Origin of the sequence: Hyphomicrobium sp., assembly GCF_019753045.1 — a bacterium.
In the GTDB taxonomy this organism is placed as follows: domain Bacteria; phylum Pseudomonadota; class Alphaproteobacteria; order Rhizobiales; family Hyphomicrobiaceae; genus Hyphomicrobium_B.
Window position 1 is genome coordinate 460,252 of the sequence record NZ_JAIELN010000002.1, and the last position, 22,391, is coordinate 482,642.

Annotated in this window: 19 protein-coding genes; 7 read left to right on the top strand and 12 right to left on the bottom strand. The window is 58.2% G+C overall.

Going from position 1 to position 22,391, the window contains the following annotated elements:
• Positions 1-142: 142 nt before the first annotated feature.
• From K2Q04_RS02600 to K2Q04_RS02620, 5 genes are all read left to right on the top strand, one after another.
• The gene (locus tag K2Q04_RS02600; protein WP_291158836.1) at positions 143-1,033 is read left to right on the top strand and encodes a bestrophin family protein; all 891 of its coding nucleotides are present in this window, start codon (positions 143-145) and stop codon (positions 1,031-1,033) included.
• 221 nt (positions 1,034-1,254) lie between these two features.
• Entirely contained in the window at positions 1,255-4,449 is a 3,195-nt protein-coding gene (locus K2Q04_RS02605) for an efflux RND transporter permease subunit (protein WP_291158838.1), read from the top strand.
• Positions 4,450-5,646, top strand: coding sequence for an efflux RND transporter periplasmic adaptor subunit (locus K2Q04_RS02610; RefSeq protein ID WP_291158841.1), 1,197 nt, complete (start codon positions 4,450-4,452; stop codon positions 5,644-5,646). It abuts the gene before it with no gap.
• A 133-nt stretch (positions 5,647-5,779) separates the two neighbouring features.
• The gene (locus K2Q04_RS02615) at positions 5,780-6,445 is read left to right on the top strand and encodes a winged helix-turn-helix domain-containing protein (protein WP_291158844.1); all 666 of its coding nucleotides are present in this window, start codon (positions 5,780-5,782) and stop codon (positions 6,443-6,445) included.
• Positions 6,442-7,860: an ATP-binding protein gene (locus K2Q04_RS02620; protein WP_291158846.1), complete on the top strand. Its 1,419-nt coding sequence runs from the start codon at positions 6,442-6,444 to the stop codon at positions 7,858-7,860. Before K2Q04_RS02615 ends, K2Q04_RS02620 begins: the two co-directional genes overlap by 4 nt.
• 81 nt (positions 7,861-7,941) lie before the next feature.
• Here the strand turns inward: K2Q04_RS02620 and K2Q04_RS02625 are convergent, their stop codons facing one another.
• The 4 genes from K2Q04_RS02625 to K2Q04_RS02640 all read right to left on the bottom strand — a co-directional run bounded on the left by K2Q04_RS02625 (position 7,942) and on the right by K2Q04_RS02640 (position 12,847).
• Positions 7,942-8,646, bottom strand: a complete 705-nt coding sequence (locus tag K2Q04_RS02625) for a Crp/Fnr family transcriptional regulator (protein WP_291158849.1) — start codon at positions 8,644-8,646, stop codon at positions 7,942-7,944.
• 60 nt (positions 8,647-8,706) lie between these two features.
• Positions 8,707-9,096: a hypothetical protein gene (locus tag K2Q04_RS02630; RefSeq protein ID WP_291158851.1), complete on the bottom strand. Its 390-nt coding sequence runs from the start codon at positions 9,094-9,096 to the stop codon at positions 8,707-8,709.
• Positions 9,097-9,228: 132 nt separating this feature from the next.
• Complete coding sequence (locus K2Q04_RS02635) at positions 9,229-12,099, bottom strand: PAS domain-containing protein (protein ID WP_291158852.1); 2,871 nt, start codon at positions 12,097-12,099, stop codon at positions 9,229-9,231.
• Positions 12,100-12,460: 361 nt separating this feature from the next.
• On the bottom strand, positions 12,461-12,847 hold the full coding sequence (locus tag K2Q04_RS02640) for a hypothetical protein (protein WP_291158854.1): 387 nt from the start codon (positions 12,845-12,847) through the stop codon (positions 12,461-12,463).
• Between the two features lie 443 nt (positions 12,848-13,290).
• On the opposite strand from K2Q04_RS02640, the gene K2Q04_RS02645 reads away from it, so the two are divergent.
• Positions 13,291-13,989 carry a phosphatase PAP2 family protein gene (locus K2Q04_RS02645; protein ID WP_291158856.1) on the top strand — a complete coding sequence of 233 codons (699 nt, stop codon included), beginning with the start codon at positions 13,291-13,293 and terminating at the stop codon, positions 13,987-13,989.
• Between the two features lie 113 nt (positions 13,990-14,102).
• Here K2Q04_RS02645 and K2Q04_RS02650 read toward each other — a convergent pair whose 3' ends face one another.
• The 7 genes from K2Q04_RS02650 to K2Q04_RS02680 are packed head-to-tail and all read right to left on the bottom strand — an operon-like array spanning position 14,103 to position 20,166.
• The gene (locus K2Q04_RS02650) at positions 14,103-14,789 is read right to left on the bottom strand and encodes an isochorismatase family cysteine hydrolase (RefSeq protein ID WP_291158858.1); all 687 of its coding nucleotides are present in this window, start codon (positions 14,787-14,789) and stop codon (positions 14,103-14,105) included.
• 29 nt (positions 14,790-14,818) lie between these two features.
• The gene (locus K2Q04_RS02655) at positions 14,819-16,438 is read right to left on the bottom strand and encodes a gamma-glutamyltransferase (RefSeq protein ID WP_291158860.1); all 1,620 of its coding nucleotides are present in this window, start codon (positions 16,436-16,438) and stop codon (positions 14,819-14,821) included.
• Positions 16,431-17,081 (bottom strand): isochorismatase family cysteine hydrolase, encoded by a 651-nt coding sequence (locus tag K2Q04_RS02660; protein WP_291158862.1) that lies wholly within the window; start codon positions 17,079-17,081, stop codon positions 16,431-16,433. The genes K2Q04_RS02655 and K2Q04_RS02660 overlap by 8 nt, the downstream gene beginning before the upstream one ends.
• A gap of 3 nt (positions 17,082-17,084) precedes the next feature.
• Positions 17,085-18,053: an aliphatic sulfonate ABC transporter substrate-binding protein gene (locus K2Q04_RS02665; protein ID WP_291158863.1), complete on the bottom strand. Its 969-nt coding sequence runs from the start codon at positions 18,051-18,053 to the stop codon at positions 17,085-17,087.
• On the bottom strand, positions 18,050-18,925 hold the full coding sequence (locus tag K2Q04_RS02670; RefSeq protein WP_291158865.1) for an ABC transporter ATP-binding protein: 876 nt from the start codon (positions 18,923-18,925) through the stop codon (positions 18,050-18,052). Before K2Q04_RS02670 ends, K2Q04_RS02665 begins: the two co-directional genes overlap by 4 nt.
• Positions 18,922-19,728, bottom strand: a complete 807-nt coding sequence (locus K2Q04_RS02675) for an ABC transporter permease (RefSeq protein WP_291158866.1) — start codon at positions 19,726-19,728, stop codon at positions 18,922-18,924. The genes K2Q04_RS02670 and K2Q04_RS02675 overlap by 4 nt, the downstream gene beginning before the upstream one ends.
• A gap of 15 nt (positions 19,729-19,743) precedes the next feature.
• On the bottom strand, positions 19,744-20,166 hold the full coding sequence (locus K2Q04_RS02680) for a RidA family protein (protein ID WP_291158867.1): 423 nt from the start codon (positions 20,164-20,166) through the stop codon (positions 19,744-19,746).
• A 265-nt stretch (positions 20,167-20,431) separates the two neighbouring features.
• Here K2Q04_RS02680 and K2Q04_RS02685 point away from each other — a divergent pair, with 265 nt between their 5' ends.
• On the top strand, positions 20,432-21,823 hold the full coding sequence (locus tag K2Q04_RS02685) for a PLP-dependent aminotransferase family protein (protein ID WP_291158868.1): 1,392 nt from the start codon (positions 20,432-20,434) through the stop codon (positions 21,821-21,823).
• Positions 21,824-21,925: 102 nt separating this feature from the next.
• On the opposite strand, the gene K2Q04_RS02690 is transcribed toward K2Q04_RS02685, so the two are convergent.
• Positions 21,926-22,351, bottom strand: a complete 426-nt coding sequence (locus K2Q04_RS02690) for a hypothetical protein (protein ID WP_291158870.1) — start codon at positions 22,349-22,351, stop codon at positions 21,926-21,928.
• Positions 22,352-22,391 lie beyond the last annotated feature (40 nt).

Consider the following 22,391-nt stretch of genomic DNA (forward strand, 5'->3'; position numbering starts at 1 on the left):
TTTTCGGGGAGTATAGGCCAAGTTCCGGCCGATGAGGCAAATCGATACGTCCGCGTGTCGGGAAATGTCCTAAAGACAGACTCGAATCCATGCGTCCGCTAGGTCTTTCCAGACCAATCTTGCCACCCCAGGAGAAATTTCTTTGATCGTCAGACCGAAAGCATCGTTGTTCGACATTCTGTTCGCGGTTCGCGGTTCGATCGCGGGCCGGGTCGCTTGGCGCTGCCTGTTCATTACAGCTTTGGCGTGTTTGGTCGTCTACCTCGGCAATTTTCACTTCGAGCCGCTATCGCATCTCGGCACGGCCCCGTTTGGTCTGATTGGGATCGCGATATCCGTATTCATGAGTTTCAGGAACAGCGCGGCTTACGATCGTTGGTGGGAGGGACGCAAGCAGTGGGGTGAGCTTCTGGTGCAAGCCCGATCGCTGTGCCGGGAATTGTCGAATTTAGACGACGAGGCAAAAAAGAGAATTTTCGTCCCGCTTATCGCCTACGTAAACGCGCTTTCGGCGCGCCTTCGCGACGAAGATGAGGTTGCCGCAGCGCGGGCCTGGGGGATAACCCCCTCGGCTGGTCCCAACGTCTGCGATACCATTCTCAGGCAGATTGGAGGAGAACTCCTCGCGCTCAACAAATCCGGTGAGCTCTCGGATTGGCGTTATTCGTCTGCCGCGATCCGCATGAATGCAATTTCCAATGTGCAAGCAGCCTGTGAACGCATCAAGACAACGCCGTTGCCCTTTGCCTACACGCTTCTCATTCATCGAACGGTTTATCTGTTTTGCGCCCTGCTGCCGTTCGCTCTTGCGCCTCAGCTTGGCTGGGGCACGCCAGTCATCGTCGCGTTCATCAGCTATACGTTCTTCGGCCTGGATGCGATCGGCGATGATTTGGCCGAACCCTTCGGATCAGCCGACAATAGTCTTCCTATTCGATCGCTGGTTAGGACGATGGAGCGAGAGACAATGGACTTTCTGGGCATGGGCCCGTTGCCCGATGAACTACAGCCTGTGGGCTATGTTTTGTTGTGAGCGATAAGCCGCACGCGCAACTGCGCGACTACTCCGGCCTATCGATGTCGCGCCGGAGCGCTCAACGAGTCGTACGTTGAACGGTTAGCGACAAATTGGAGCGGCCGCTCCAAGTCCTGAGAGCGCGAACTTAAGCTTGGCTTAAGGTGCGCCAGATTGGAGAGGCATGGGGATACTGCACGGGGTTGCTGCCCTGTAAGATCATCAGAGGGCAGGAACGCATGTGGATTGTTCGTTACGCGATCAGCCATCGCCACAGCATCGGGGTGCTCGCCATGCTTCTGCTGCTTGTCGGCGGGATGGCGGCCCGGCGCATGTCGACCGACATTCTCCCGGCGGTCAACATTCCCGCGATCAACGTCATCTGGACGTATCCCGGGCTAAATCCGCAAGAGATGGCGAGCAAGCTGACCTCCTTCAGCGAACTCGCGATCATGAACAACGTCGATAATCTTCGCGAGGTCCGTTCCGAAACGATCAACGGCGTCGGAATCATCCGAGTTGCCTTCCAGCCGGGCACCGATGTGACGAATGCGTTCGCGCAGGTGACATCGGTGAGTCAAACCATTCTGAGGCGTATGCCGCCGGGAACGAGCCCGCCGTTGATCGTGCCCTATGTTCCCTCCAGCGTGCCGATCCTACAACTCGTGCTCGCTTCCGATACGCTGTCCGACGGGGCCCTCTACGACTATGCGCGGCTTCAACTCCGCGCGCAGATTCAGTCCATCCCCGGCATCCGGCTGACGTTGCCCTATGGCGGCGCGTCGCGCCAGGTCATGATCGATCTGAAGCCAGAGGCGCTACAAGCCTATAGCATTTCGCCGAGCGAGGTCGCGCGCGCAACAGCCACGCAGAACCTGACGCTTCCATCGGGCGCGCTGCGGATCGATACCCGGGAAATTACCATCACGACGAATGCAAGCCCCGAGCAGGTCGCGAGTTTCGCCGAACTTCCGTTGCGGTCCGTGGATGGCCGCGTGATCCGCGTCTCTGATGTTGCGAGCGTGCGAGATGGACAAGCCGTGCAGACGAATATCGCCCGTCTCGACGGGCAAAACGCTGTCATCGTCTCGATTTTGAAGCTTGGAGATGCCTCGACCGTCGGCATCGTCCAGCAGATCAAGCAGCGCATGGGAGAGCTGCAGGCGGCGGCGCCCGAGGGCGTGACCATAGCGCCGGTATTCGATCAGTCTCAATTCGTTAGCCGCGCGATCGATAACGTCGCGATCGAGGCAATCATCGTCGGCCTTCTTGTGGCTTTTGTGGTCCTGGTGTTTCTGGGCAGCTGGCGGTCGTCGCTTATCGTTCTCACGTCCATCCCGCTGGCGCTTCTTGCCTCCGTGGCCGGACTGGCGCTGACCGGCAATACGTTCAATCTGATGACGCTCGGCGGCTTGATGCTGGCCATCGGCATCCTTGTGGACAATGCGCTCGTTGAGATCGAGAACATCAATCGCAACCTCGAGGCCGGGCTTCCGTTGCGGGATGGCATCCTGAAGAGCGCCAGCGAGGTCGTATTTCCGGAGTTTGTCTCGACGGTTGCGATCTGCATCGTCTTCTCGCCACTCTTCCTGCTGACGGGCATCGCGGCGTTCGTCTTCGTTCCGCTGGCGCTAGCCGTCGTGTTCGCGATGGCGGCTTCGTTCATACTTTCGAGAACTCTGGTTCCGTCTCTCGCTTCGCTCATGTTGAGCGCCCACGACCCGCATCAGCCGCACCGCCCGGGCCTCGTTTCACGCTCCGTTGAAGGTGGCCTGGCCTACCTCGAACGGGGAATGACCCGCATCGCGCAGCTTCTGCTTGCTTGGAAAGTCCTTCCGGTTGCGGGCCTTGTCTTCGCCCTCGCGCTCGGTACGTTCGCTGGCACGAACGTCGGCCGTGAGTTCTTTCCGGAAGCCGACGCCGGCATGATCAGGCTCTACGTCCGCGCGCAGACCGGGCTGCGGCTTGAAGAAACCGCGCGCAAGTTTGCCGACGTGCAGCACGAGATTCGCAGCATTATTCCCCATGGCGAAGTCGGCTTCATTGCCGAGACCATCGGCAGTCCGGAGCCGATCAATCTCGCGTGGGTCGAAAGCGGGGTCATCGGCTCCTTCGACGGCGAGATTCTCGTGCAGCTTGCCGATCCGCACGCACCGACTGCGGGATACGTCAGCCAAATTCGCCAGAAACTCAAAGAGCGTTTCCCTGAACTGGCGTTCTATTTCCGCCCGGCGGACGCGACGGCTCAGACGCTGGCGGCAGGCACCCAGACCGCGATCGAGGTGCGGGTGATCGGACGTGACGTTACCGGCAATGCCGAGATCGCTCGGGATTTAATGGCACGCATGAAGGAGATCCCTGGCGCAGTCGACATCACACCGCGACAAGTGCGCGACCTGCCGTCCTATTATCTCGAAATCGACCGGGTGCGTGCCCTGCAGCTCGGCGTGACTCCGCAAGACGCCGCAACGGCCCTATTAGCTGTTCTCGGCGCCTCCGGAACAGTGTCACCGAACTTCTGGAGCGATCCCAATCAGGGCATGTCGTATACAGTTCAGGTCGTCGCGCCGCCCGTAAATCTCACATCGTTGGAGCAGCTGCTCAATACGCCTGTAAAAACGGCGGTCAACGGACAGCAGGTCACGCTCAGATCGTTTGCTACCCTGCAGCTTAGAACGTTGGCGGCCAATATCGACCGTGTCACCTTGCAGCCCATGACGACCCTGTTGGCCAACACCGAGGGGCGCGATCTCGGCGGCGTCTACCAAGACGTGGAACACGCGGTGGATGCAGTGAGGCCGCGCCTGAAGCCCGGTAATCGTATCGAAATCGCCGGTCAGGCTCAGTCGATGGCGCAGGCCTACGGCGAGATGATTTCCGGCCTGATGATGGCGGCAGTGTTCGTCTATCTCGTGATGGTCGTGAATTTCCAATCGTGGCTGATGCCGCTGATCGCCATGGGTGGTCTGCCGGTTGCAATCTCCGGGGCAATGTTTGCGCTCTACGTGACGGGCACACCGCTTTCCGTTCCCGCTCTTACGGGCCTCATCATGGTCATCGGCGTTTCGACGGCAAACAGTGTTCTGGTCACGAGCTTCGCGCGCGACCGCCTGCATGAGGGCGAAACGCCTGCTCAGGCGGCGCTCGATGCCGTGCGAACGCGGCTTAGGCCAGTGCTGATGACGGCGACGGCGATGATCGTCGGCATTCTGCCGATGGCGCTCGGTCTCGGCGAAGGCGGAGAACAGAACGCGCCGCTCGGACGCGCCGTCGTCGGCGGGCTCTTGTTCGGGACCGGCGCGACGCTGACGTTCGTGCCGTTTCTCTTCGCCACGCTGATCTCGTTACGCCAACGCCGAACGGGACAGCAGCCAGTCGCTGACGCGGACGGTGGCGTTTCATTATCCATCACGAACAGTACAGGAGCACATTGAATGGCCCCGAAGAAGTTTATCGCCGCGACCATTCTCCTTGCCTTGTGCGCAGGCGTTGGCGTCTGGGTGGTTCAGGACGGAGGCGCTGTGGGCTTCCTCACGGAGGCCAAGAAGCTGATCGGTTGGGGACGTACGGCCGAAGCAGCGGGCGGCGCTTCGCTCGACAAAAAAGGGCCCGGCGTCCGCTCGGTCCGTGTCGTCAAGCCCGAGCCCGCTTCCGAGACCTCCACGCTCACACTGTCCGCGCGGACTGCGCCCGCAGAGCAGGCCTACATTTTGTCACGCGTGAGCGGCGTCGTCGCCGAGAGGCGAGTCGATATCGGCGATCGCGTGGAAGCTGGCGACGTGCTCTTGCGCATCGAGGCGCCGGAGGTTGATCAGGAGTTGATGCGGGCGCGCGCGGCGGTCCGCCAGATCGAAGCACGGCTCACCCTTGCAACGTTGGAATTCGGGCGTGCAGAGGTTCTAGTGCCGAAGGGGCATGTCTCGGTGCAAATTCGCGATGAGCGATTTGCAGCAAAGTTGACGGCCGAGGCAGATCTCGCAGCGGCTCGCGCCGAGGTGAAGCGGCTCGAGGAAATTCAAAGTTTCCAGACCGTGCGTGCACCCTTCGCCGGCACCATCATCGCGCGCCAGGTCGAGCGCGGCAACAAAGTCACGGCCAATCAAACCCAATCCGAAGGCTATCTGCTTCGGATCGGCCGGCTCGAAGAGTTGAGGCTTGAAATTGACGTCCCGCAATCGTCTTCGCTCAAGGTCGGCGCGGGGACTGGCGCTCGTGTCGCGTTTGCGGAGCTGCCCGGGGAAACGTTTAACGCCAGCGTCGGGCGCTCATCGGGTCTCATCGATTCGTCATCAGGCACGATGCGCGTGGAATTTCTCATGCCGAATCCTGAGCGGCGCATCCCCGCCGGATTGATCGGCCAAGTGAAGATTGATGTGAGCGACGCCAAGGGCTCCGTGCTGGTGCCGACAAACACGATCGTTACGCGTGCCGGTCGCCAGGCAGTTATCGTCGTCGACAATCAGGGCGTGGTGCGCGTCAAGCCAATTGTCGTCGACCGCGACCTGGGTGAGCGCGTCGTCGTTACGTCAGGGCTGACAACCGGAGATCGTGTCGTCATCAGCCCAAATGCGCTTTTGCGCGAGGGTGATAAGGTCGATGTCCAAGCGACAAAAGATCAAGGTGTCAGCTGATGTCGGGTAGAAAACGTCGCAGATGTTTGCTCTTCTTAAGCCAGCCTTAAGCGGCGTCTCACTGATGTCATGATGATGGTGTTGGCGAGCGGCGCCTGAGCGCTATGCGCTGAAGAATAGGATGGGAAGATCGATGCGGATCCTCGTTGTTGAGGATGATGCCATTCTGCTCGATGGTTTGCAGGTGGGACTGAACCTCAGTGGCTTCACCGTGGAAATCGCCGCCTGCTACGCCGACGCCGAGACGGCCCTGCGTGCAGGCGAATTCGATGCGATCGTGCTCGATCAGATGTTGCCGGACGGTTCCGGTTTGGATTTGTTGGGATCATTGCGTCAACGCGGGAATACCGTTCCCGTGCTGTTGCTGACGGCGCGAGATACTGTGGTCGACCGGATCACGGGGCTAGATGCCGGCGCTGATGATTACCTCGGAAAGCCGTTCGACCTGGACGAAGTGGTCGCGCGCTTGCGAGCGCTGATCCGGCGCGCCGCAGGGCGCGCGACGGAGACCATTGCCTGGCGGGATATTGTAATCGAGCCCGCGTCGATGACTGTCAGAAAATCCGGCGATCAGGTGCGGCTTTCCCGGCGCGAGTTTTCCATTCTGAAAGTCTTGATGGATCGACCCGGGCAAATCCTTTCGAAACGCCAGCTCGAGGAAAAGCTTTACGGCTGGCAGGAGGATGTCGAAAGCAACACGGTCGAAGTCCACATTCATCACCTGCGCGCCAAGCTCGGTAATCACGTGATCGAGACAGTGCGTGGCATCGGCTATCGGCTGTATGAGGACGCATCATGAGGTCCATCCGCGCACGCTTGTTTCTCATTCTGATGCTGACCACCGGCGGCGCATGGACGGGTGCAGCCTGCTGGATCTATTTCAGCACGAGCGCCGAGGTCGAGCGGGTGCTTGACGCCCGCCTGATCGAAGCGGCGCGAATGGTGAGTTCGTTGATCACCAATCAGGAGAAGCATTCCGGTCGTCCTGGGCAAAGTCCGCTCAACCCCGCCGCAAACCGCACGCTCTATGAGCGGCAGCTGTCTTGTCAGATTTGGGCTCTCGACGGCTCGCTCGTCGGGCGCTCCGACGATGCGCCCGAAACGCCGCTGACTGGAGATGCGTCGGGATTTTCGGAAAACAACGTCGGTGGCGAACATTGGCGCGTCTATGCCGTCGAGAACCGGGCGGCCGGAATTCGGGTGCTTGTAGGCGACAACTTGCGGGTGAGGGATCGGCTCGTCGCTGGGGTCATGAAAGGGTTTCTGCTTCCACTCTTGCTGATTGCCCCCATCATGGCCACCCTCATTTGGCTGAGCGTTGGCCGGGGACTTGCTCCTTTGAACCGGATGGCTCGCGCACTTCAGACTCGCAGTGCGTCCGATCTCAGTCCGCTCGTCGAGAGTGGAGCGCCGTCCGAAATCGGGCCGGTCATCAAATCGCTCAACGGCCTGTTTGATCGTGTCACTGCGGCGCGCGAGCACGAGCGAAACTTTACGGCCTTCGCCGCGCACGAGTTGCGAACGCCGATCGCGGGATTGAAAGTGCAAGCCCAAATAGCGCTTTCGAGCGAAGATGCCGCCGTGCGCAATAGCGCTCTTCGGCAGGTTGCTTTCGGGGTCGATCGTACAGCCCGCCTGCTTCGCCAACTGATGGATATAACGGCGGCCGAATCGAGTGAAGTCTATCCGCCGGAAGATGGGATCGAACTTCGCAAGAGTTTGGAATTCGTCGATGAGCAACTTCGTTATCAGCTATCGCACTCGGCGCAGGTGCATTTTGATCGCAGCCTCGACGGCATTCGGCTGAACATGGATCCCATCCTGTTTGCGATGGCCGCTCGCAATCTCCTCGAGAATGCCATCCTTCATTCTCCGCCTTCTGGTATCGTGCGGTGTTCGGCCGAGCGAGAGGGTAACGTCGCGGTAATCCGTATCGATGACGAGGGGCCGGGCATTCCCGCCGATGAGCTTGCCAATGTGAGGGATAGTTTTTTCCGCGGGCGAAATCGGACTGCCATCGGAAGCGGGCTCGGCCTCACGATTGTGGATCTTGCGCTCACTCGCGCGAAGGGAAGTCTCGCGCTCTCAAACCGCTCGGATGGCGGCTTGCGCGCGGAGCTTCGCATCGAACTTTCTGAGCCATGTTTCGATGCACCGGACGCTGATAAGGTCGCTCAATACGCGCGCCCCCGGCATGAAGCGATCGATGCCTAATATGATCGCCATCGCGTTCACGTCTATCGTGGCACGGGCTGCGAGAATCGCCGGAGTCCGAAAGCGGAAGTGGTGGACCGTCTAACTCAACTCCTCCACCATTTCCTCCAATCTTTCGATGTCGTTCACGATGAGGATCGTGCCTCGCCGCTCGACGATGCCAAGCTTTGAGAGACGGTTCAACTCGCGTGTAACGGCTTCGCGATGCGTGCTTATACGGCTCGCGATATCAGCATGGGTCGGAGCAGGATCTATCTTTATGAGCTCGCCTTGCCGTGCGCCCAGCCGTGCAAGCCGCAAAAGTTCCGCTCTGGTCCGATTGGCGACGTCCAGGCTGCTGAATTCATAAACGCGGTTGGTCAGCTCTCTGATCTTGCGAGCCAAGCGCAATAGTATTTCGAATGCCAGTTCAGGCTCTGTCTTCAACAATGAAACGAAGGCGACGCCCGTCATCGAGACAATGCAGCATCGCGACCGAGCCTCGATGCTCGCGGACCGCGGCCCGTGATCGATTGCGGATATTTCGCCGAACATGTCGCCCGCTTTGAGGTCGCTGAACGTAATAGCCTTGCCGTCGATCGAATAGATGCTCACGCGAACGTCGCCTTCCGTGATGAAGAAGACCTCATCCGTTTTATCGCGGTAGTCGAGGATCAGTTCGCCCGCCGCGTAATGCCTCCAGTTGCAGTGTTGTTGCACGCGCTCGAGTGCTTCCGCGGTCAAGCCGCGGAACGGTTCGATCTTTGCAAACGAAGGTATGGATGAGGCCGAAGTAGCTTGTTTCATCTCACGTCTTCCTTCATCGTGAAGCTGAAACTCAAGTTGACGAGTGTCGAAGAAATTTCCTCACTTGACGGTTCCAGTTGCGATGTGTTCGACGGACCGGATAGCCATTGTCCGCACGTCGTTCGCGCAGTTGAATTCCAGTGTCTCGCCGTTGTTCAGGTTGAGCTGGTCGAAATCGCCCGGTCCAACACTTGCTTCGTGGCGCAGGACATCGAATGTATCGCCGGCCCCGTTTGGGGTGTCGGCAACGGTCACTACGAGCTTGCAACGATTATCTTTAGAATAGAAATACCCGACAGCGCGCTTCGGACCTGCCGCGAAGGTGATCCCTTGTAAGGGCTTCATGACAGTCCCACTCGTGGGGTTTCCGGCGTGTGCAATTCCTGTCGCCGATCCGGAAATCGTGGCAGCTAAAAGCGTTGCTTTGAGCAGGGTGGTGAACTTTTCCATGGCAATTCTCCTTTAGGTCCGTCGGTTGTGTTGCGGTTCGCATCGCTTTTCGATGCTGGATGGATCATGAGGGTCTTTGCCGACACACGCTGTGGGCTTTGTCACAACGCGCAAGAAACTTTGAAAAATTTCCTAGGCGGCACCCAATTGGATGCCGGGTTCCCCATTTGACTCGGAAGCTGGTGGAAGCGGAGCACACTCGCATTCTTCGGGCTCTCCACGACAAGCCCGCAGAACGACCTCTACTTCGCGAGGCATCGACGTGAAGTGCACCATCACGTCGTTTCTCGAACCGGTTGCGACGACCTTCGCGTAGAGTGTTCCAGCTACAAAGCCTTTATCGCCGCTCCGAATGCGGATCTTGAGATTGCAGAGGGCAGATACGGGTTTGGCCAAGTAAGCTTCTGCCCGTTTCGAAGCGAGCTTCGTAAAGCGTCCGCTGAAGACGTCATCGTCCTGAAGGTCGGATTCGAGAACCTGATAGGTGAATTCAAGAGCTTGCGCCAACTCGACGAGAGGTTCGCTCGATTGATAGAGCATGAGCTTGTGTGGGCCGCCTATACCCACGACTTCGCAGATCGTTATCGGCTGTTCGAATCCCTTCGCTCGCACCTCCATCTGCTTTGCGATCTTGAGCATTGTTCCAACTTCGCGGCGCGTACTCTCCGAAGCCAGGATTTGACCGCCGACCGTCAGTGATTGGATGCGGGAGGTCAAATTCACGTGGCTCCCGACGACGCCGTACTTCAGTCGTTCGGCCGAGCCGATATTGCCGACGATGACTTGACCCGTATGCAGGCCAATTCCCATTTCTATATCGGGAAGGCCATCTGTTCTGTTCCGCTCATTGACGGTCTTCATTGCGAGCTGCATTTCGACGGCGCACGCAGCGGCCCGTTGAGCATCATCATCGTGCCAAGTCGGAGCGCCGAAGATCACAAACACGGCGTCGCCGATAAACTCGTCAATCGTGCCGCCGTATTTCTTTATGATCGTCACCATGCTGGACAGATAGCGATTGAGCATGTTTACGACCCACTTCGGATCCAAGCTTTCCGAAAGCGACGTGAACCCTCTCAAGTCTGCCATCAGCATTGTAATTTTGCGCTTCTCGCCGCCCATCTGCATGCCGCTCGGGGAATCGAGGAGCGTCGTGACGACTTCATCCGTCAGATAGCGGCCGAATGTATCCCGTATGAATCGGTTGCGAACCTCGACCTCTCCGGCAAGCCTCTTCAATTCCGCCTCGATTTTTTTGCGGTCACTGATATCGGCCCATGAGCCGATGAGCTCCATGGGATTGCCGTCTTTGTCTTTGGTCGCGGTGAACGTGTCCTGGATCCAGATGTAGTGACCGCGCCGGTGCCGGAAGCGGTATTCGATAACGCCACCACCCTGCGCGATAAGCTTTGCCAGCTCATTGAATACGTGGCCGGCGTCCTCGGGATGAAGGCGTTTTAGCCAGAATTTTGGATCTTCACGCATTTCCCATGGCGCATAACCCATGGTCGTTTTCAGATTTTCGCTGACGAACGTGCATGAGAAATTGCCCGAGGCCTTGGTCGTGTAAATGACTGCGGGACTTGCCGCGACGAGGTTCTGCAGGTCGTTCATCAACGCCATGCGTTCGCCGAGTGCCTGCTCAACCTGTTTGCGGTGGGTGATGTCGGCCCAGGACCCCACGATCTCAAGGGGCTTTCCGGAGTCATCCTCGACAACCTTGAACGTGTCTTGGATCCACACGTAGTTGCCATCCCGGTGCCGGAAGCGGTATTCGATCGAACCACCGCCTTGCTCGACGAGCGGCCCCATCTCCTGAAAAACGCGTTCAGTGTCCTCCGGATGGACGCGCTTCAACCAGAATTCCGAATCCTCAAGCATCTCCCACTCTGAGAAGCCCATGATGGGATCGATGTTGCGACTGACGAAACTGCATCTGTAGCCGTCCGTCACCTGATTTGTGTACATGATCCCCGGGGTCACTGTGAGAAGGTATTGGAGACGACCGCGCGCTTCATTCAGCTCCGTCGTGCGCGCTTCGACCCGCTTCTCCAATTCGTCATAGGCATTTTGCAATTCTTCCTGCGAACGCTTGCGTTCCCTCAAATCCGTCGCAAACCCGACGGTGCCGATCTGCTCGCCGTCATCGCCGAAGAGCATTGAAGCTGAGATGAGCACTGGAATTGACGTGCCGTCCTTGGCCCAAAGCACGCTATCAAATCCGGATACCGTGCCGCCGCGCTTGCGCATTTCCCGCAAGACTTCGTTCGCACCGGCCTCGCCGCCGTAAATGCGGGAAACGCTTTTCCCTACAACCTCGTCGGAGCGATACCCGAGAAGCGTTTCTGCGCCTTCATTAAAAAGAACGATGCAGCCGGCCTTGTCGGTCGAAATGATTGCATCGGGCGAGCTTTCAATAAGACGCGAAAGCGAGCGCTTGGTTTCCTGGAGCTGGGCATTCGCGCGCAGCGCTGCTTGCTCGGCTTCCTTGCGCTCTGTGATGTCGGCCCAGGCGCCGATCAGCTCGAGAGGGCGAGTTGCGTTGCTCGGCCACTCGCCCGTCGCAGCGCCCGTATCATCGTAGACGACCTTAAAACTATCTTGAATCCAAACGTAATGCCCGTTCCGATGCCGGAAGCGATATTCGACCGTTCCGCCTCCGTGTTCGATCAATGGGCCCAGTTCGCTCAGAACGCGTTCCGCATCGTCGGGGTGAAGCTGATCCGGCCAGCACTTTGCATCCGTTGTCATTTCATCGGGCGAGAAACCCATAATTGAGCGGATGTTCTCGCTCACATAGGTGCATGCGTAAGTGCCCGAGGCGAGCGTGGTGTAAATAATGGCAGGGCTCGACGAGAGCAGGTGTTCGAAGCGCTCTTGAGCGCTCTTGAGTTCCTTCTCGGATTGCCGTTCCGGACCGCGCGCTTCGAGTTCTGCGATCTTATCGCGAAGTCGCGCAACCTCCTGCAGGAGCGCTTCACTTGATTTGACCGGATCGTCCATTCCGACTGCCTCCACACGTTTGGAGAGACATCAGGTCGTCAGCATGCGGCATGTTCAAGTATGGGTGCCACGCTAGCACGGACGAAACCGCAAATCGAGCAATCGGCGGCAGTGTTGAGCCGACACTTTGTTGGAGTTCGCCGTCAACTTTCAGAAACTCGGCAATTTTCGAAATTCTTTCATCTTGTGGCAAATCTCACAGCTATCGGCCGAGAGCATCCAGGGCCGTCGCGCCTTGGCGGCAGTCGCAGAAGACGAACTTGCTGCAAAATGCAGGTAGCGATGGAACATCATCCGCGTCTGCCACCCGGAGGCGGTTATGCCGTCCGGAGTGGCCAGACAGAGAGAGAGAGAGCTTCGATCAACGCTCCAGGTTTTCCAGCAAAAGCGGGCGGATCGTCATGACCTGTGCTTCCGATCGACATTCGAACGCGAATGCTTTGCCGGGTACTGGAGTGATTATGCTGGATTGTCCGACCGGGATATTGGCCTCGTACTTCGTTGTCGCGAAGGTTGCGACCTTTTCTTGCCACGTCGGCGGTGCGGCAATCCACATGACCGCCTTGCAAATCCCATCCTCGCTCGTGAAGTAGCTGAGAGTAGCCTTCGCTTCGACCGGGAATGCAGCGCTCTGGTTCGGTCTGAGCTCTCGTGTAGCAGTGGGATCTCCGGCTTGGCCCGCTTCGGACACATGCGCCGTAAATACCCCTATTGCCAGAGCGAATGCCGCTTTTGTCATCGACCTCATGACACGCTTCTCCTTTCCATTTGTTCCGGCACTTGCTTCATGGCTCATGAAGCAAGTGCCTGATCAATGCATGATGTCTAGAGATCGAAGTTCGCGCGGTGGCATTTGCCACAACCGCTCGCTCGTTGAGGCCGTTAATCCGAAGTACCCAAAGGTACAAGCATCGGCGCCCCAGATCTGACTGCCACGCCGCGACGGCGACGTCCTCGCGGCCATCGACACGAAATGACCAAGAATGATTGATGCATACAATTGAATGTATCGGTACGCGCATGCAGACGTTCGCAAGCAATGCCCGCCAACTCTCTCAACCGAGCCGGGGTGTTCCACCGCCAGAAATTTGTCGGTACTTTCGGCCAGTCTTGAAAATGATTGCCTGCCCCAGGAGAGACATCCGTTGTCCGCGCTGGCTTAAAATCATTTAGACCTTGCGAGGCAGGGACGTGAATACAGTTGACACCCAAGTTATGCGCATACTTGGGCAGTACGCTCATAGATCTGAAACCGCCGACCGATTCATCATCCGCTTTCTAGGTTTGGGCAGCATCAAGCTGCTGCCAATCGTGGCCTTGGTGTGGGCGCTGTGGTTCCGCAAGCATGACAGAGAACCGAACCGATCCGCTATTGCCGCCGGATTGATTGGTGCGATAGCAGCATTCGTGATCGGCCGATTTTTGCAGGATGTTCTACCCGAGCGACCGCGGCCCCTCTTTTCGGGAGCTCACGATTTCGTTCTTCCGTTTTATGTTGACGACCGTGCGCTGGCGAAATGGAGTTCATTTCCAAGTGATCACGCAGTCATCAGCTTTGCGCTCGCAACCGTTATCTTCTTGATCTCCCGTCCTCTCGGCCTTGTTTGCTACTTCTGGTCATTCTTCATAGTCTGTATGCCAAGGGTCTATGGCGGGCTTCACTACGCAAGCGACATCTTCGCGGGCGCGTTGATCGGGATCTCGGTTGTTCTTGTTTCGGTCAAAGCCCTTTTAGAGTGGCCCTGGCTCGTTCCACGACTGCTCGCAATGGAGATGAATTATCCAAGCGCCTTCTACGGCGCCGCATTTGTTTTCTCGTATCAAATCGTCACGCTCTTCGACGACTTCCGCAAATCCGCTCATGCGGCGGGAACGCTGTTCCTTTGGTAAAGGATACCGACCCGGAGCGGACACGGGATCTAAGTCTGCTGTCGGCAAAGTCGATAGTCGCTGAAAGCAGCTTTGCGGAGGAAGCCGACATCGCCGTCCGCGAGAGCCTTGTCTTAGACCGTTGACTTAAGGAGAAGGCTGACAGAACGCGTAACTGCGCCAAATATTCCGCCTTCTGTTGCGATCGTACGTAACGCAGCAGTGTGGTTCTCGGGAACGCTTGCAGCACACGCATCCCCAACCACCAAGCATTCGTAATTTCGGTCCACAGCGTCTCGCAGCGTCGAGTGAACGCACACATCGGTCGTTACGCCGGTCAGAATAAGATTTCTGATCCCTCGCGTGCTCAGAATGCGTTCGAGATCTGTGGCGTAAAATGCGCTGTAGCCGGGTTTGTCGACGACGACATCGCCCGACTGCGGTTTGAGTTCGTCAATGATGTCCCAACCATGTTCGCCGCGGACGAGCAATCGTCCCATCGGCCCCGGCGTTCCGATCTCGCCTCCGCCTCGTCGCGAACGCCAAGCCTTGAGGGGCGGTAAGTCACTGAGATCGGGCCGATGTCCTTCGCGTGTGAAGATCACGAGACCACCCCAGGACCGGACACGCTGATAGACGGAGGCTACAGCCGGGACGATCGCTCGTGTGTCGGCGATGTCATACCCCGACGAGGCGAGATATCCCTGCGGATCACAGAAATCGCGCTGCATATCGATAATGAGCAAAGCCGTCGTCTCTGGGCGCAGGTCGCCGTCGTGAGGCCAGGGATATGGGTCCGCCTCTATGAAGTGCTTCGTCACCTTGCCTCCAATTTCGGATTGTCGGCGTTTCAACACGCGATGGCCGCGCCGTCCGATCGTGGATCGCTGGCGCCTTCCAGCTGCCCCGAAGGATGCATAACTACCGCGCCAGCGTGTCCCATCATTTCGGAGTAGTCCGGGACGCGCTCCGTGTTGTGGCCAAGCGTGTTGAGCTGATTTTCGATTTCAGCAGAGAAACGTCCTTCGAGCTTCAACGACAGGCTGCTGTTGCCCCAGGTCTTTCCGAGAAGCCAGCGCGGCTGGCTAATCGCATCCGCAAGAGTGCGGCCAAAGAGGACATAACGCGTAAATAGCGCTGCCTGTGTTTGTGGTTGGCCGTCGCCGCCCATTGTTCCGTACGCCAGAACGCGACCGTCGTTGAGTTCAGCCAACCCCGGATTGAGCGTGTGGACAGGTCGCTTTCGCGGAGCCAACTGATTTGGCCCTTGCGCAAGCGAGAAGCCCGCGCCTCGGTTTTCGAAGACGATGCCGGTTTCCGGGCACGTCAATCCCGAGCCGAATTCCCAAAACAAACTCTGTATGAAGCTGACGACCGCGCCTTCGCTGTCGGCGGCGCCCATCCATATCGTTCCGCCCAGTTGCGATGGGCCGGGCCACGGCGCCGCCCTCGTCGCATCGATTGACGCTGCAGCTTCGGTAATGAGATGAGGCGCAAGGAGTGCCGAAGCATTCACCTCCATCGAATCTGAATCGCCGAGTTTGGCGTTTCGGACTGCGAAGGCACGCTTCGTCGCTTCGACGAGATGATGAATGTACGAAGAGCCGTCGTCTGATCTCACTCCCAATCGATCAAAGATTGCGAGGATTAGCAAGGACGCCAGTCCCTGAGTCGGCGGCGGAGTATTATAGAGCGTGCCAGCGGAAACGGCGATCGATAGAGGCTTAGTGTATTCCGCCGTATACGATTGAAAATCTCCGAGCCCGAGTGGGCTGCCCGCTTTTTCGAGGAAGTGTGCGTGTGTCTCTGCGATAGGGCCCCGATAAAAGCTGTCGAGACCTTCGGCTGCAAGCCTGCGAAGCGTCGTTCCAAGCGCGGGCTGACGATAAAGTTCGCCTTCAACAGGTACTCGCCCATCAGGCAAAAACACCTGCTCAAAACCATCAATCGTGCTGAGTTCTGGCCCAAAGATATCGAGAGTCCGGGAAAGACTGCGGGATACAGGGCAACCGTTGATCGCATGATCCGTCGCGTCCCGCAGCAGGCGTTCCAACGGGAGACGTCGTGCTTCGGGGACAAGATCGAGTGCCAATTTCCAACTGGAAATCGCACCGGGAACTAGCAGCGCCGCATCGGGGCCACGCACTGGAAGTTCCGCGTAACTGCGATCGCGATAATAGTTCACTGTTGCGCGCTCGGCGGCGCGGCCGCAGCCCGAGATGACGATGGGCTCTTCGCCCTTGCGCTTAATCAGCCAGAACGCATCGCCGCCCAAGCCATTCATATGCGGGTAAACGACGGCTATGGTGGCTGCTGCGGCAACCATCGCCTCGATTGCAGTGCCTCCCTCGGCGAGCACCGAACGCCCCGATTCCGCGGCAGCATAGTGCGGAGCTGAGATACAACCCTTCTCGCCCGATGCGTAAAGCTTCGAGACGTTTGCCGGATTTGTTGGGGTGTTTTCAGACATCCGCATGCTGAAGCTGAACCGCTGTATCGAAGGTGCCCGCCGCGACCGGCCACGATGTGATGGCGGTAGTCGACGAGAGATAGGCGAAAACATCGCTCATGCAGAGAAGCGCAGCCGCTTGATGGGCAGGCGAAACGGCCGCTACTGCATCGGTCGGAACTATGACGCGATAATCAAGGTTGCGCGCAGAATAAACAGTGCTCATGACGCAGCAGTGCGTCGTAACTCCGCAGCAGACAAGGTTCTTGATACCGCGCGAGCGCAATAGAAGATCGAGATCCGTTCCGATGAAGCAATCGTATCGCCGCTTATTGCGAATGCGCCAATCCCCGGAACGTACATCGAGGCCCTCGGTCAGCTCGCAGCCGGGCGTTCCTTCGAGACAGTGTACGGGGTCGAACTCCAACTCGATCCCGTAGTCGCTGTGATCCGCCCGATGCATTTCGTGCGTGAAGATGACGGGCATCGCGTTCTGCCGAGCCCATCCGATGAGCCGGTTGATGGCGGGAATGATTTCCCGCCCTCCCGGTGTTTCTTGGACGGCGCCTTGATCGACAAAGTCGCGTTCCATGTCGATCACGAGCAAGGCCGTGTTTTGCGTCCCGACTCTGCCTGCAGGTACGGCTCGGTAAAGCGGCTCCATGGGCTACTTGCCTATGTAGGACGGATTGAAAGTATTCGAGGTGTCGACCACGCCATCGTTGACTTTGACTTCCTTGAAGAAGCCGGCGAGTTCCTTTCCAACCTCGATCGCCGGTCCCTTCATCTGAGCGACGTTGTCGGTTGCGCCATAGAGCTTCACCTTGGGCAGCATATCGAGGACTTCCTCGGGCTTCAGTTCGAGGGATTTCGCGGCGATCTCCGAAGCCGCCTTTGGATCGGAAATCGCCAGTTCGTTGGCCTTGTTCAACGCACGAAGGAAAGCCTTCGTCTCATCAGACTTGTCCTTTGCTGTCTTGTCGCTGATGGCGACAACGTCGAGGATGAGGTTTGGTGCCTCTTTGGACGAGAAAATGACATGCCCTTTTTTCTCGCCCTCGACCTTGGTGATCCAAGGTTCCCAGGTCACGGCGGCGTCTAACTTGCCGGCCGCAAACGCAGCGCCAGCATCGTCGGGGTTCATGTTCGTCAGCTTGATATCACTCGGCGTCAGACCATACTTCGTAAGCGCTTTGCGGAGGAGGAGTTCGTTGCACTGCCCGGCGGTCGCGGCAACAGTCTTTCCCTTGAGATCTGCGGCTGTCGCGATATCCGCCTTCGCGAGAATGGCGTCGGCGCCAGCAGATGTGTCGGTCATGTAGACGATCTCCAGGCGCCCTGGAGCTTTGTCGAGCGCCGTGATGACGCTATCGGCTGTCGTGAAGTGCGCGTCGAGCTGGCCTCCGAGGAGCGGTGCGAGGCCATCACCCGGCGAACTGAACGATTGCATCTGGAGGTCCAGACCTTCGTCTTTGAAGAACCCTTTTTCCTTCGCGATGAAAAGCGAGATGTAGCCAATCCAACTATTGTAACCGACTTTGTAGGGTTTCAGCGCCTCCGCTTGCGCCGCAGACCACGAGATGGCCGACAACCCTAGAGCAAGACCGACTGCCAACACTCTTGACACAGCTTTCATTGGCTTCCCTTTCGCGCTTTGTGCAACTGACTCACATGGGACAATTCCGGCTCCTGCGCCCGCAGCAACCGTTGCAGGTAATCGTCGCGGTTTGCATCAGACTCGCGCCTTAGCAGGCTGAGCATGCGCCGCTTGAGAGAAATGAATTCGGGGGCCAGCTTGAGGTCGAGCGTTCGGACCTCGCCGAACGGAACCGGAATATCGTCAACGATCTTGCCCGGGCGAGGGGAAAACACCAACGTGCGGGTCGATAGAAAGAGCGCTTCATCGACGTCATGCGTCACCATCAGCACCGTCGTGCCTTCGTGGCGGCTGAGAAGTGCCGTTAGCTGCTGAATTTCTTCACGCGTCTGCGCATCGAGTGCGCCGAATGGCTCGTCCATAAGGAGGATAGCTGGGCGCGGAAGCAGCGCGCGCGCAATGGCAACGCGCTGCTTCATGCCCCCGGACAACTCGCGTGGATAAGCATTGGCGAACGCCTCGAGCCCCATCAAATAAAGAAGCGCGTCGCATCGCTCCTTCGCGGCTTTCAGGTTCTCACCACTTTGGCGAGAGCCTTTCAGCGTCGCACTGAAAAGAATGTTCTGGGATACCGTCAGCCAAGGATAGAGAGTGTAGTTCTGGAAAACCATGCCGCGCTCTGCGCCCGGTCCGATGGCCTGGCGACCGCTGACGAACATGTATCCATCTGTCGGCTCTTCGAGACCGGCGAGGATGAACAGCATCGTCGTCTTGCCGCAGCCGGATGGGCCGATCAGCGTGACGAACTCGCCGCGCTCCACTTTGAACGACGTCGGGCGCAAGGCTTCGACGCCGCCGTTGTCGGTGGGATAGACTTTCGAGACGTTCTGAACTTCCAGGATCGGGTTCATTTTCCGCTCTCCGCCCATTTGAATAATCGACGGTTGAGCGCACGGAACATCAGATCGAGAAGTAGACCGACCGTGCCGAGCAAGATGAGATATACCCAGATTTTTGGGGTCTGAAGGAAGCGCGAGAATTTCAGTATTCGAAACCCGAGGCCCTCGTTTGCGGCAACAAGCTCAGCGACAATCAGATAGGTCCAAGCCCAGCCGTTACAGAGACGGAGAGCGTCGAAGATGCCGGGCATCGCGGATCGCCAGAGAACGCGGCGGATGATTTCGCCCTGTGTTGCGCCGAGTGTTTGAGCCACTTGCAGCAACTCAAAGGGGACGCGCCGTACTTCATCAGCGACCATAAGAACGAGCTGAAAGTATGTGCCGATAAAAATCAGGGCCCATTTGGATTCTTCGCCGATACCGAGCGTGACCATCAAAATCGGAATGAGCGCGGGGACCGGTACGTAGCGGACGAATTCCGTCACCGGCTGAACGACGGCTTCAATGGGTTTGAACGAACCTATCAAGATACCCATCGGTAGTGCCACGAGCGCCGAGAGCAGAAAGCCGATCGTCACCCGCATGAAGCTGACCCATAGATCGGCCCAAATCGTTGGATCGCGGAAGATCTCGGTCATCGTTTGGGCAACGGCGACCGGCGAGGGAAGAAAGACCGGATCGACGATGGTGGAAACGCTGATTAGTCCCCAAACAAGGAGGCAGAGCACAAATCCGATCACGGCAAGGACACGATATTGGCGCGTCGGAATGCTGCGTCGTAATTGGATTGTTGTGCTGGGCTGGATCGCGCTCATCGAGCTAATGCCCTCCTATCGTGTGAAAGGGCGAAAAGCGACGAGATCGACTTCCACGCGGGCGCCACGCGCAAGGGCAGTAACCCCGATGCACGTTCGCGCCGGCAACCGATCAGCGGGGAAGTAACTCGCGTAGATTTCGTTGAAGCTCGCGTAATCTTCTTCGAAGTTCGTGAGATATGCGCCAGCGCGCACAACGCTTGACCAATCGAGGCCCAGTCCTGTGAGCACGAGATAGAGATTGGCCATCACGCGATGGGTTTGCTCTTCGATGTCGTTGGCAAGGAGGCGTTCGGGCTCGCCGGGATAAGTCGGCATCTGGCCTGTAACGTGAATGAAGCTTCCTGCTTCAACCGCATGAGAGAAGGTGGCAACCGGCTCCGGAGCGTTCGGGACCATGTAGAAGCTCAATCCCGAGGTTGCGATATTTGCAGACATGAACGGATCCATACAGCGAAAGTGTCTGCACTAGATTTTGCAAGGCATGTGCCACGGCGCTGATGATACGTGCGGGGCCGCGCGGCTTCCGGTTTTCTCTGCGAAAATCCGATATTTTTTGATTATCGGGAGAAAGCGTGCGCGCGAGGTGGCGTCGGGATTTGCCCAACTGAATGGCGGTGTGCTTCCATTATATGCAGACAAAGAGTCTTCAACGGCGCGCGGAAATCCATACACTGACCAAGGGTCATCGCGCAGGAATGACATGAAGTGGATTTCTGAAGTCAGGCGTCTCAAAGGCCCGCGATATCTCGCGATCGCCGACGCTGTCACGCGTGCGATCGACGGCGGCGAACTTCTCAATGGCACCAGATTGCCGACACATCGTTCTCTCGCGGATCAATTGGAACTCGATGTTACTACGGTAACGCGAGCCTATTCAGAAATTCAGCGGCGGGGCCTCGCGGAGGCACGCGTTGGCCAAGGGACGTTCGTGCTTGCGAGCCTTCCAGATTCGCCGGCATCGTCATTGGCAGCGGCGAACAATGCGCCGTTCGTCGATCTCTCGCACAACTTCCCTGCGGGGGCGCCGCCTCTTCCGAACTTACGCGAGCTTGCAAACGAAGTCGCCCGCGACCTGGATTACGGAGTGCTTCTCGGCAGACAAAGCGATATCGGAACGGTCTCCCATCGCGCGGCGGGAGCCGCCTATTTAGAGACTTTGGGCGTGAAGGCTGTCGGCGACGATATCGTCGTTTGTGCCGGTGCGCAGCACGGTATCGCCATTGCTATTGCCGCGCTTACGGAGCCAGGAGAAAGCATACTCATGGAGGCGACGACGTTCTACGGCGCACGAACGGCGGCCCGAATGCTGGGTCGGAACGTCGCTCCCGTTGCGATGGACAATGATGGATTGCTGCCTGACGCGCTCGAGGAAGTGCTGCGTTCAAGCCATTCTCGGGTGCTTTACTGCGCACCTACTCTGCATAATCCCACCACGACGATCATGCCTCCGGCCCGTCGAAAGGCAATCGCCAGAATTTGCGAACGTTACAAGATCGCGGTGATTGAGGACGATGTTTACGGGTTTCTCGTTTCGCCGCGCCAGGAGCCGCTGGCGGCTCGGCTCAGCTCTCAAGCGATTTACATCACAAGTTTTTCAAAGAGCTGCGGGCCCGGCTTCCGCCTTGGCTATATGCGCGTGCCCGAGCAGTGGCGCCGCGCCGTGGGAACCGCGCTCCGTGCGACCACGCTGATGGCGCCCCCCATCGAGGCGGAAATAGCAGCTCGGCTCGTGCGCTCCCGTCTCATTGAGCAACTTGAGGACGCTCAGCGGACGAGAAACGCGGAACGGCAACGTATTGCCGAACAGGCTTTTCGCGGCTTGTCCTATTCATCGAACGCAAACTCCTTTCACGTTTGGCTGCAGATGCCGGCGGATTGGCAAAGCGAAGTCTTTGCTGTCGAAGCCAAACTCCGCGGCGTTGGCGTAAGCCCAGCCGCATTCTTCAATTTGGATCCGAAGAATGCGCATGATGCCGTTCGCGTCTGCCTCTCGGCAGCCGAAAGCAATGACGTTCTCCAGCGAGCTACGAAAGTCCTTGCCGACTTAATGGCTAGCGGCAACCCTTGGGCGACGACATCGGCGTTTGCGTAAAGCGAGGTGTCAATTTATTCTTGGTAGCTTCCAAATCGTCAGCAGCAAGAACCCCGAAATCGTGCCGCGATGGCTCTTGTGCAATTGGTGTCCAGAGGAATCTCACCGCCACCGGTTCACGATCAGCAGCGCGCCCCACGAACCCAGTATCGTAGCGACTATCCCGCCGGCGAGCGCGACAGACATCACGAGACCTCCCGTTTTTGCCAGCGACCCATCCAAATTCGCGACGCCGCCGAGTAACATCGCCATAACCATGCCGCCGATCTGGGCGGCCACAAACGCACCGACGAACGAGACAACGATGTTTACGATCCAGCCGAAAACACCACGTTTCTTCGTCCATGCCTCGTGGATCCCGACAGCCAGCGCGGCGGCGAAAAAAGCCAGCGCGATCGTCATCGACCCGCCGACGCTCGCGAGCGGAATCGAGCCGGTCCATTGCAGAAGCAGAATGCCGATCACAGCAAGCAGCGTGATGTATTGCACGAGGTTCGTCCATTCTGCTCTGTCGGTCGCGTCGGCCAACTGCCGGACTGTAGCGGATCAGTGACCGATGGCAAGCTTC

Excerpts from the sequence above, each read along its gene's own strand:
- K2Q04_RS02660 (WP_291158862.1), bottom strand. The coding sequence starts at position 17,081 with ATGGAGCCGCTTTACCGAGCCGTACCTGCAGGCAGAGTCGGGACGCAA.
- K2Q04_RS02670 (WP_291158865.1), bottom strand. The coding sequence starts at position 18,925 with ATGAACCCGATCCTGGAAGTTCAGAACGTCTCGAAAGTCTATCCCACC.
- K2Q04_RS02655 (WP_291158860.1), bottom strand. The coding sequence starts at position 16,438 with ATGTCTGAAAACACCCCAACAAATCCGGCAAACGTCTCGAAGCTTTAC.
- K2Q04_RS02610 (WP_291158841.1), top strand. The coding sequence starts at position 4,450 with ATGGCCCCGAAGAAGTTTATCGCCGCGACCATTCTCCTTGCCTTGTGC.
- K2Q04_RS02605 (WP_291158838.1), top strand. The coding sequence starts at position 1,255 with ATGTGGATTGTTCGTTACGCGATCAGCCATCGCCACAGCATCGGGGTG.
- K2Q04_RS02640 (WP_291158854.1), bottom strand. The coding sequence starts at position 12,847 with ATGAGGTCGATGACAAAAGCGGCATTCGCTCTGGCAATAGGGGTATTT.
- K2Q04_RS02675 (WP_291158866.1), bottom strand. The coding sequence starts at position 19,728 with ATGAGCGCGATCCAGCCCAGCACAACAATCCAATTACGACGCAGCATT.
- K2Q04_RS02635 (WP_291158852.1), bottom strand. The coding sequence starts at position 12,099 with ATGGACGATCCGGTCAAATCAAGTGAAGCGCTCCTGCAGGAGGTTGCG.
- K2Q04_RS02680 (WP_291158867.1), bottom strand. The coding sequence starts at position 20,166 with ATGTCTGCAAATATCGCAACCTCGGGATTGAGCTTCTACATGGTCCCG.
- K2Q04_RS02685 (WP_291158868.1), top strand. The coding sequence starts at position 20,432 with ATGAAGTGGATTTCTGAAGTCAGGCGTCTCAAAGGCCCGCGATATCTC.
- K2Q04_RS02665 (WP_291158863.1), bottom strand. The coding sequence starts at position 18,053 with ATGAAAGCTGTGTCAAGAGTGTTGGCAGTCGGTCTTGCTCTAGGGTTG.
- K2Q04_RS02625 (WP_291158849.1), bottom strand. The coding sequence starts at position 8,646 with ATGAAACAAGCTACTTCGGCCTCATCCATACCTTCGTTTGCAAAGATC.
- K2Q04_RS02620 (WP_291158846.1), top strand. The coding sequence starts at position 6,442 with ATGAGGTCCATCCGCGCACGCTTGTTTCTCATTCTGATGCTGACCACC.
- K2Q04_RS02615 (WP_291158844.1), top strand. The coding sequence starts at position 5,780 with ATGCGGATCCTCGTTGTTGAGGATGATGCCATTCTGCTCGATGGTTTG.
- K2Q04_RS02630 (WP_291158851.1), bottom strand. The coding sequence starts at position 9,096 with ATGGAAAAGTTCACCACCCTGCTCAAAGCAACGCTTTTAGCTGCCACG.